At 70.4% G+C, this 8,673-nt stretch carries 7 protein-coding genes and 1 pseudogene; 3 read left to right on the top strand and 5 right to left on the bottom strand.

Features of this window, described 5'->3' with window-relative positions; all coding sequences use genetic code 11:
- The 3 genes and pseudogenes from HMPREF0975_RS16325 to HMPREF0975_RS12770 all read right to left on the bottom strand — a co-directional run.
- Positions 1-557: pseudogene (locus HMPREF0975_RS16325) on the bottom strand (hypothetical protein); the annotation flags it as partial.
- A 207-nt stretch (positions 558-764) separates the two neighbouring features.
- On the bottom strand, positions 765-1,565 hold the full coding sequence (locus HMPREF0975_RS12775; RefSeq protein WP_009234610.1) for a GNAT family N-acetyltransferase: 801 nt from the start codon (positions 1,563-1,565) through the stop codon (positions 765-767).
- Complete coding sequence (locus HMPREF0975_RS12770; protein ID WP_009234609.1) at positions 1,565-2,776, bottom strand: molybdopterin molybdotransferase MoeA; 1,212 nt, start codon at positions 2,774-2,776, stop codon at positions 1,565-1,567. Before HMPREF0975_RS12770 ends, HMPREF0975_RS12775 begins: the two co-directional genes overlap by 1 nt.
- Positions 2,777-2,871: 95 nt before the next feature.
- On the opposite strand from HMPREF0975_RS12770, the gene HMPREF0975_RS12765 reads away from it, so the two are divergent.
- From HMPREF0975_RS12765 to mscL, 3 genes are all read left to right on the top strand, one after another.
- On the top strand, positions 2,872-3,534 hold the full coding sequence (locus HMPREF0975_RS12765; RefSeq protein ID WP_009234608.1) for a 5-formyltetrahydrofolate cyclo-ligase: 663 nt from the start codon (positions 2,872-2,874) through the stop codon (positions 3,532-3,534).
- A 112-nt stretch (positions 3,535-3,646) separates the two neighbouring features.
- The gene (locus tag HMPREF0975_RS15095) at positions 3,647-4,612 is read left to right on the top strand and encodes an SAF domain-containing protein (RefSeq protein WP_009234607.1); all 966 of its coding nucleotides are present in this window, start codon (positions 3,647-3,649) and stop codon (positions 4,610-4,612) included.
- 109 nt (positions 4,613-4,721) lie between these two features.
- Entirely contained in the window at positions 4,722-5,171 is a 450-nt protein-coding gene (mscL, locus tag HMPREF0975_RS12755) for a large conductance mechanosensitive channel protein MscL (protein WP_009234606.1), read from the top strand.
- Positions 5,172-5,315: 144 nt separating this feature from the next.
- Here the strand turns inward: mscL and HMPREF0975_RS15090 are convergent, their stop codons facing one another.
- Both HMPREF0975_RS15090 and HMPREF0975_RS12745 read right to left on the bottom strand, forming a co-directional pair.
- Positions 5,316-5,501, bottom strand: a complete 186-nt coding sequence (locus HMPREF0975_RS15090) for a hypothetical protein (RefSeq protein WP_083840798.1) — start codon at positions 5,499-5,501, stop codon at positions 5,316-5,318.
- A gap of 142 nt (positions 5,502-5,643) precedes the next feature.
- On the bottom strand, positions 5,644-8,673 hold a 3,030-nt coding region (locus HMPREF0975_RS12745; protein WP_009234604.1), incomplete at its 5' end, for a hypothetical protein.

Raw genomic sequence — 8,673 nt, 5'->3', positions numbered from 1 at the left:
TCGCGGCGGTCGGCCGCGGCGGAGGCCAGCGCGGCGCGGCGACCGGCCACCATCGAGACCCCGAGCAGGGCGGTGGGCAGCAGGGCGGGCCACCACGGCAGGGCCGTCACGAAGCCCAATACCCAGGCACCCAGCGACACCCCGAGTAGAACGCAGGCGACGATCCCGCGGTGCGAGGCGGCGACCCGCCGGCGCTCGCGCCCCCGGGCGTGAACCTGACGGGCATGGTTGAGCTCGCGCTCCGTGCGCACAGCACGCACATTCCTCACAGCGGGCCTATTCATCACCCTCACCTCCGGTCGACGTCGAAAGAGCTCCGCATGCCCACTGCTCGCACAGGTGTTGCCGTGCTCGACGGCGGCGGCACCCGTGGCCAGGACGCGCAGCTCAGCAGAGTAGCGGTCCTGGACATTGGAGCGCCGCGCCATCTCGCGGCGCCCCACCAAATACGGAAGGAGGTACACGGAGAGAACCGTGATGAGGGCAATGACGGCCCAGATCTCGATTCCCACACTGTAACGGTAGGCGTGTCCACCCCCGTCCCCGCGCAGGAACACTCCGCTTTTCCTGCGAAATACCTGGGATTCAAGAAGTCACACTGTCAGCATTTCATCTCTACCATCACACTGGTCACATTCGTTTCTTCTGTCTCGCTGTCCACGTCTCGACCGGTCGGTCTTCAGTCGAGAATCCGCCTCTCCGAAGCATTCGGCGCACCCCGCGAGTGCGCCCCGCCCGCGCCCGGAACCCATCCGGGAAAAACCTCATCCGCCGATGAGCCGCCGTTGAAAGCCGACGCCGTCGGGTCCGCGAACCTCCTCGGCCACGGCGGCGAAGGAAACATGGTCAGCCCAGGCGCCGTTGATGTGCATGTAGCCGCGCCGCAGTCCCTCCTCGCGCAGCCCGAGTCCGCGGCACAGATCCAGGCTGCGCGCGTTCTCCGGGCGCACGTTGATCTCCACACGGTGCAGCCCGACCGGCCCCAGGAGGTGGTCGAGGACCAGGGCCACCGACAGGCGCATGATTCCGTGCCCCTGCCAGGCGCCTGCGATCCAGTAGCCCACCTGAGCGCTGCGCGTGGCGCCCCAGGTAATCGGGTCGACGGCGACCTGACCCGCGAAGGCGCCGTCGACCTCGACGACGAACGGCATCGCCTCCCCCAGCCTCGCCCGGCGGGTCTGGCGGCGCACGAACGCCGGGAAGGCGCTCAGGGATTCCCCGCCGCCGGGAGGCAGGGTGGCCTCCCAGGGGGCGAGCCGCTCGTTCTCCGCCAGCCGCAGCGCCTTCCAGGCATCCTCGTCGGCCTCCCGGAGTTCGCGCACCACGAGGAGCGGGCGATCCACCGATCCGCCGCGGCCCCTTCCTTCTCGATTCTCTTCTCGAACAGCTTCCGGCTCGAGGCTCACCGGCCAGGTGAAGCGCGGCGCCGCGCCCGCCCCGAGCAGCAGGCCATCCATGGCCCGTCGAAGTCCTCCTCCGATGGAGCCGCCACGAGCCTCCGCCCTGGGAAGCTGCCCGGAGTCGTCGTCGCGAGGCTCCTGCTGCGGGGCCGGATCATCGGGCATCAGGCGTCCAGCAGGAGGCAGTGGAGGGTGTCGCCGGCCACCACGGTGCTGGTGTCCTCGGGTACGACTGCGATGGCGTTGGCCTCGGACAGGCCGTGCAGCCGGACGGTCCCGGGCGGCGTCGTCGGTTCGGCTCGGTAGCCGAGGGAGGGCGAACCGCTGACGTGTACGGGGATGAACTGGCGCTTGCCCACCGGCGAGTGCCAGCCCTCGGAAATGGCGGCGGGCAGGCTGGAGCGGTGCAGGGAGGTGCGTCCAGCGATCTGGCGCAGGACCGGGCGCACGAAGGTCTCGAAGGCGATCTGGGCGCTGACCGGGTCTCCGGGCAGGCAGAAGATCGGGGTGCCCTCAACCGTCCCCACGCCGAGCTGGCGGCCCGGGGACATGGCGACGGCGTCGAATCGCACCGATCCCAGGGGAGTGAGGACTTCCTTGACCGTGTCGCCCTGGCCGACGCTCAGGCCCCCGGTGGTGATGAGGACGTCGGCGCGCACGAGCTGGTCTTCGATGGTATCGGCCAGGGCGCGTAACTCGTCGGGGACCGCGGACACGCGGAAGGCCTGGCCCCCGGCGTCGGTGACGGCGCAGGCCAGGGCGTGGCCGTTGGCGTCGAAGACGTCCCCGGCCTCGCGGGACTGGCCGGGCTCGACCAGCTCGTCTCCGATGGAGACCACGACAACGCGCGGGGCGGGGTGCACGCGCACCCTGTGCAGCCCGAGGCCCGCCAGGAGGGCGATGTGCCGGGCGCTGACGCGCGAGCCCCGTTTGAGGACGGTGGTTCCGGACTTGACGTCCTCGGCGCGCCTGCGCACATGGTCGCCGGCCGTGGCGGCGCAGTAGAGGCTGACCCGGGACTCCCCGCGGTCGGTGTCGGTCCAGGGGATGACGGTGTCGGCCCCCAGCGGCATGGGGGCGCCGGAGTCGATGAGGACGGCGGCCCCGGAGACGAGGTGGCAGGGGCGCATGTCGCCGGCGCGCACCGCGTCGACGACGTCGAGCACGAGGGGATTGTTCCGGGTCGCCTCGCGGACGTCCCTGGCGATGACGGCGTAGCCGTCCTGGCCGGCCAGGTCCACCGCGGGCAGGTCGATTCCGGCGACGACGTCCTGGGCGAGGACGCATCCGACGGCGTCGGGAAGGACCACGTCGAGGGGCGCGGCCGCCTGGGCGATCTCCAGGCAGGCGGCCAGGTGTTCGGCCACTGTTCTCATGGCACTCAGGTTACCGTCAGGTTGGCGACACGCGCTGTGCCCCGCCGGGACGAACGGTTCAGACACGGGGCGCCATCACCTGCGAAGATGGATCCATGACGACCGGCGCGCTGGAGCTTCCCGATACGAGTCAACTCGAGGTCGACGACGCCAAGGACGAGCTGCGCAAGGTACTGCGGGAGCACCGGCGCGCCCATCACCGCCACCCCTCCTCGGGGCACACGGCGGCCTGCGAGGCACTGACCGAGCATGCCCTGGAGGCAGTGGCCGGTGCGGCGAGCGTGGCGACCTTCGTGTCGACGGGTGCCGAGCCCTGCACCCGGCTGCTGCTGGAACGGCTTCATGAGGCCGGCGTCGAGGTGCTGCTGCCGGTGCTCGGACCGCACCTGGCGCGCTGCTGGGGGCGGTTCCGGGGGGCCGGGGACCTGGCGGAACGGGCGCCGAGGCGTCCTCCGGAGCCCAGCGGCCCCGCACTGCCGGCCGAGGAGGTGCGTAAGGTCGAGGCCCTCCTCATTCCTGCGCTCGCCGTGGACTGCGACGGGCGACGCCTGGGACAGGGCGGCGGATGGTACGACCGGATGCTGCCGCTGCGGGCTCCGGACACCCATACCTTCGCGATCATTCATCCCGAGGAGCTGGTGGCCGGGCCGCTCCCCGTCGAGGAGCACGACGAGTCCGTGGACGCCGTTATCACGGCTCAGGAGTGGTTCCTGCTGGCCGCCGGCTCCCCGGCGCACGCCGGCGCCCTGGAGGCCTGAACTCGGGTGCGGGACCTGCGCCCGGGGGCCACAGGCCCGCCGGTGCGATACGCGTCCACAGGGCCGGGGACTGCGGCGCGCCGGGCAGCGGCGATCCCCCGATCCTGGGGGCATGAGACTCCGCCATCGCCTGTCCCGCCGCCCGCCCCGCAGTGAGCCCCGCGGGAAATCCTCCAAAGAATCCTCCCGCTCGTCCCCGACGACCGCCCGCTCATCGCGGTACGGCGGCCGACTGGCCGCGCAGCGCCCCTCGCTCCTGCTGTGGCGACATCGCCATCTGGTCGTGGCGGTGTGTCTGGGGACGGCGGTCCTGGTGGCACTCAGCGTGCTGCGCCCCGGCCCCGAGCAGGGTCAGCAAGCGCTCATCACCGCCCGCCAGATCAGCGCCGGAGCCCTGATCACCGAGAAGGACGTCTCGACAGTCGAGCTGCCGGCATCGACACTCCCGCAGTCCGGGCTGGCCTCCCGGGAGCAGGTCGTTGGGACCCGAGCGGCTATCGCCCTGGAGGCGGGCACCGTCCTGACAATCTCGATGACCAGCGGAAACATGGCCCAACAGCTGGGCCCCGACGAACGAGTGGTCCAGGTACCGATCGATGTCGGAGCCGAGCTCGCCCGCCCCGGAGCAAGGGTCGACATCATCGGGCAGGTGCAAGAGGGCTGGATTCCCCAAGCCACATCGCAGGATGATACTCAGCCCTCAAGCACGGTGCCGCCAGAAGGGTCCGATGCGCAGGCCGGGACGCCTGCGCAGAACGATCCGGAGAACAGTTCAACAAATGCGCCCACTCAAGCACCGGACACGCCCTCACTATCGCCATCCGATCAGGAACCACCAGGAATTCAGAAGCCTCCTCAAAGCCTTTCCCAAGGAAAGTCGACCGGGCCGTTTGCGCAACACAGTATAGTGCTCTGTTCCGGAGCTCGAGTGATCATGACTCAAGAGGCCGGGGAGAGTGGGCGCTGGACGGAGAATAAGAAAGTAACACTTATCACACTGGCCATTCCTGCTGGTAGCGCTATTCTGGTAGTTGGTGCGGCTACGAATAGTACGCTCGGCATTGCGCTGAGCCCGTAATGCCGCTGCAGCATCTTACATGGACGAGATGATAAGACGCTGCGCTTTCACAGTCCCCCGATGGCGCACCCCGGCAGACGCCTGCCCGCGCCGCTATGAAAGGATCGCCATGATCAAGGGATTCAAGGAGTTCATCGCGCAGGGTAACGCCCTCGAACTCGCCGTCGCCGTCATCATCGGTGGCGCTTTCAAACCGATCGTTGACGCCATCACCAAGGTCATCATGACCATCATCGGTCAGCTCATCGGTCAGCCCAACTTCGACTCATTGGGAGCATTCTCCCTGTATGAGAACGGCACCTATACCTTCCATCTGGCCACCGCCGAGGAGCTTGTCAAGAATCCTGACGGCTACGTGATGCCCGGAACGATCATCACCACGGTGGTGAACTTCTTCCTCATCGCCGTCGCCGTCTACTTCGCCATCGTTCTGCCGATGAACAAGGTCAAGGAGCGCATGGCCAAGCAGAAGGCCGAGGAGGAGGCCAAGGAGGTCACCGACGTCGAGCTGCTCACCGAGATCCGCGACCTGCTCTCGGCCAACTCCGCTAAGCAGTGAGTCCCGCAGCGATTCGATAACCGCGATCACGCCATCACTTCAAGGCCCCGCCGATCCTCATGATCGGCGGGGCCTTTCGCATCTCCCCATGACGCGACGCAAGAAGAAGCCTTTCCCGGCGTATGACATGCGGTTCCGCGATTATCAACCCCAGTGCGGGGGGATATCCCGCCTGAGGCGGGCGTCATTGGTGGCGGCGCCACCGGTCTCGGGCACATCGAGCCCTTCCCCGGTGCCGGTCAGCGCATCATGCTCGTAGTCGGCTCTCGCCAGGTCCTCGGGATCCTCGCCGCGGGCGACGCGCTCCCGATCCCGGGCGGACAGGGCCACGACCCGACGACGGCGCCGTGACCTCCTCCGCCCGGACGTCGCGTCGCCATGCGGGGCGGGCTGCGCACCCGGGGCCCTGCCCCGGTCTGAGTGGTCTGCCATCTGAGTGTCCCTCGGGGTGCATCAGCGCCGATCGAGCCGCTCAGCGGGTGCGCCGCACCGCATTGGCCAGGACGGCGTCGATCCCCGAGCCGCGACGGCGCAGGGCCAGGGCCGCCCGGAGCTCCTCGACCTCCCGGGCCTCGGAGCGACCCACCCCGTCGGAGCGGATCCAGGCCATGAGGTCGTCGAGCTGGTCATCGGAGTAGGCCTGCAGCGGCAACCCCTGGGCGATGCGAGGGCGCTCGGTGCGTTCGGACGCCTCACCGGGCTCGGGCTCCGGCGCCTCCGGGACCGCGCGCGCCGAGTCGTCGACGCGTTCGGGCACCGCCTCCATGGGCGGAGCCGCATTGCCCTGGCGCTCCACGAGGACAGCCAGGACGAGCTCCTCAACGGCCTTCGCCTCGGCCTCCGGGTCGACGAACACCCCGGCGGAGAAGGCCATGTGGACGCGCCAGCCGCGCCGCTCGAGGCGCTCAACGCGGTGCCGGTCCCGCCGGCGCAGGCTCGGCTCGGAGATGTAGTCGACATCGTCGGTCAGGACCGCCACCAGCAGCTCGTCGGGATAGTCAGGATGGCCGATGGCCAGCGGGATGCGTACACCGCCGTCGGTCCCGTAGCGGGGGACGACGGACAGGCCTTTGCGCCACAGGTGCTCGGCCAGGTCCACCAGGAGCCGGTCGGGCACCTTGCCGGCCGAGTTGCCGGTCTGGGAAGCGTCCTCGGCGCGGGCCAGGACCTCGCGCAGCAGGCGCGCCCCGGGGGCTCGCAGGCGGTCGCGGTCGATGTCGTCGGCGGCCAGGCAGGAGACCACCTGGGTGCTGCCCCGCGAGGAGCACAGGGCCTCGACGAGCCCCACCATGCCGCTGTGGTCGGAGACGGGGCCGAAGTTGTGGATGGTGCGCCCGTGCGGGGTCTTGGCGTAGCCCACCGAGATAATGATGTGGTCTCGCCGCAGGGCACGGGCCTCGGCCAGCTCGACGACGGTGAAGGGCTCAGCGGCGCCGGGTGCGAAGAACTCCTCCAGGGCTGGTGCGCCGGCGGCCGCCCGGGTAATGGCCGAGCGCAGGGCGTCGGCGTGCAGGCGGTTGAGGGCGATGACGCCCAGCGACTCCTCGGGCCGGGTCAGGGCCCGGTCGATGACCATGTCGACGACGCGGGAGACCTCGGCCTCCACGGTCTCGACCGCTGTCTGCCCGGGGGCCGGCATGCCCTTGCCGTCCACGAGCTCCAGGGACAGGTGGGCCTCGCCCGGCGGGGAGGGGACGGCCTCGACGACGCCCTCGTATCCGTTGGCCGCCAGGAAGGCGGCGATACCGGCATCGAGGCTGTTGCGGGCGGTCGGCAGGGTACGGGAGGGAAGGAGCGGGCCGAGCTCGGCGGCCAGGCCCGTCGTCGTGCGCCGGGAGTCGCCGACGACGAGCACCTGTTCGGCGCGCACGAAGGCGGGCAGGACCTGTGGGACCGGCATGGGCGTGGAGGCGTCCAGGACGGCCAGGTCCACCACAGCCGTGGGCGAGAAGATCTGGGGCACGAGCGTGGGCGGGACGATCCAGATCGGCCGGGCCAGCAGCGCCATGGGGTGGGCGTCGATGATCTCGCGCAGGGGGACGCCGTCCTCGCGGGCCAGCGCGATGTACAGGGCGCGCGCGTCGGCCTTGTCATGCTCGACGGCGGCGCGCACCCGGCGGGCGCAGGCCTGCGCTACGGGACCGGACAGGGAGCGGCTGTGGGCGGCGTCGAGCTCGCGCAGTGAGACGGCCATCTGGGACAGGGCGCGCGCGTCGAGGCCCCCGAGGTCCGGATCTGCGGCGAGGGTCTGGGACAGCAGGGAGGACCACCAGCAGTAGGTGAGCTCGGGCTCGAGCTGCTCGTCCTCGACGCTCCGGGCGGCCATGTCGGCCACGAAGTCGCTCAGCCCCATCTCCTCGAGGTCGGTGCGGATACGGTTGACCTCGGGGAGCTTCTGAGCGGTGAGATCGTCGGCAGCCAGCGAGCGGGCCAGCTCCAGGAGGTCCTCCAGGGGCATCTCCATGAGCACCGGTGAATCCTGGGCGCGCCCCAGCAGCGGCTGGACCTCGGAAACGGCGCCGCGAGCCCGACCGGCGGTACGCCGCATCTCGTCCAGGCCCTGCGGCAGACGGGGCCAGCCGCCGTCGGGGTCGTGCCTGCGCCACACCTCGCGGCGGCGCTGGACCTTGACCAGCTCCGCGTGCAGGTCGTCGACGACGCGGCCCGGCCGCACCAGGTCATTGGCCTGGCGCGTGAAACGGCGGCGCCGTGAGCCGTCCATGTGGATGCCCCGCTCGTCGCGCCAGCGCTTGGAGGCGGTGGCGATGACCATGTCGGCGGCTGAGCGCTCGAAGACCTCGGGCAGGAAGACATCCAGGGACTCGCGCACGCCGTCGAACATGTCGAGCTGCTCGATCCACTGGCCGAGGTTGCGGGCGTGACTCAGGCCGGTGGTGCGGGTGACCGTGGCCGTGTGCTCCTGGATGGAGGGAAGCAGGTCGTTGGCCAGGGCGCGCAGGTGGACGAGTGCATCGGTGGCCTCGTCCATGTCCGCCACCGGGATCCCGTTCCAGGCGCTGGAGGAGACCTCGGGGGTGAACAGACCCAGGGCGTACCCCCGGTGCAGGAGGGTGCGGGCCCGGACCATGCCGTCCTCGTCGAGGCGCCCCAGGTGCTGGGCATCGATGCGGGCGCGGGTGGTGGCGCGGTCGCGTCGGCTGGTGAGCTCGGCGAGCTTCTGGAGGGCCTCGTAGGCGGAGACGGACCAGGGCTCGCGGGAGCGGTGCAGGGCCCGCACGTAGCGGTCCAGGCGGGATCGGACCGTGGTGAGGCGGTCGCGCAGGGAGATGATCCCAGCAACGTCGAGCTGGGGCGGCTGGACGCCCAAGCTCTCGCGGATACCCTCGGAGGCGTGCTGGCGCCAGGCGGCGTCCTCGGTGAGGTCCAGGACCATGGAGCCCAGGCCCGCCTCGCGCAGGGCGCTCGCCACGGCGTGCCCGTCGGCGCTGGTGGCGGGCACGTGCAGCACGGTGCGCCCGGAGGCGGCGGCGTCGGCGAAGAC

It is taken from the genome of Actinomyces sp. oral taxon 849 str. F0330 (genome assembly GCF_000239715.1).
Classification (GTDB): domain Bacteria; phylum Actinomycetota; class Actinomycetes; order Actinomycetales; family Actinomycetaceae; genus Actinomyces; species Actinomyces johnsonii.
This window is presented reverse-complemented; position numbering and strand designations above follow the sequence as displayed.

Excerpts from the sequence above, each read along its gene's own strand:
- HMPREF0975_RS12775 (WP_009234610.1), bottom strand. The coding sequence starts at position 1,565 with ATGCCCGATGATCCGGCCCCGCAGCAGGAGCCTCGCGACGACGACTCC.
- mscL (WP_009234606.1), top strand. The coding sequence starts at position 4,722 with ATGATCAAGGGATTCAAGGAGTTCATCGCGCAGGGTAACGCCCTCGAA.
- HMPREF0975_RS15095 (WP_009234607.1), top strand. The coding sequence starts at position 3,647 with ATGAGACTCCGCCATCGCCTGTCCCGCCGCCCGCCCCGCAGTGAGCCC.
- HMPREF0975_RS12765 (WP_009234608.1), top strand. The coding sequence starts at position 2,872 with ATGACGACCGGCGCGCTGGAGCTTCCCGATACGAGTCAACTCGAGGTC.
- HMPREF0975_RS12770 (WP_009234609.1), bottom strand. The coding sequence starts at position 2,776 with ATGAGAACAGTGGCCGAACACCTGGCCGCCTGCCTGGAGATCGCCCAG.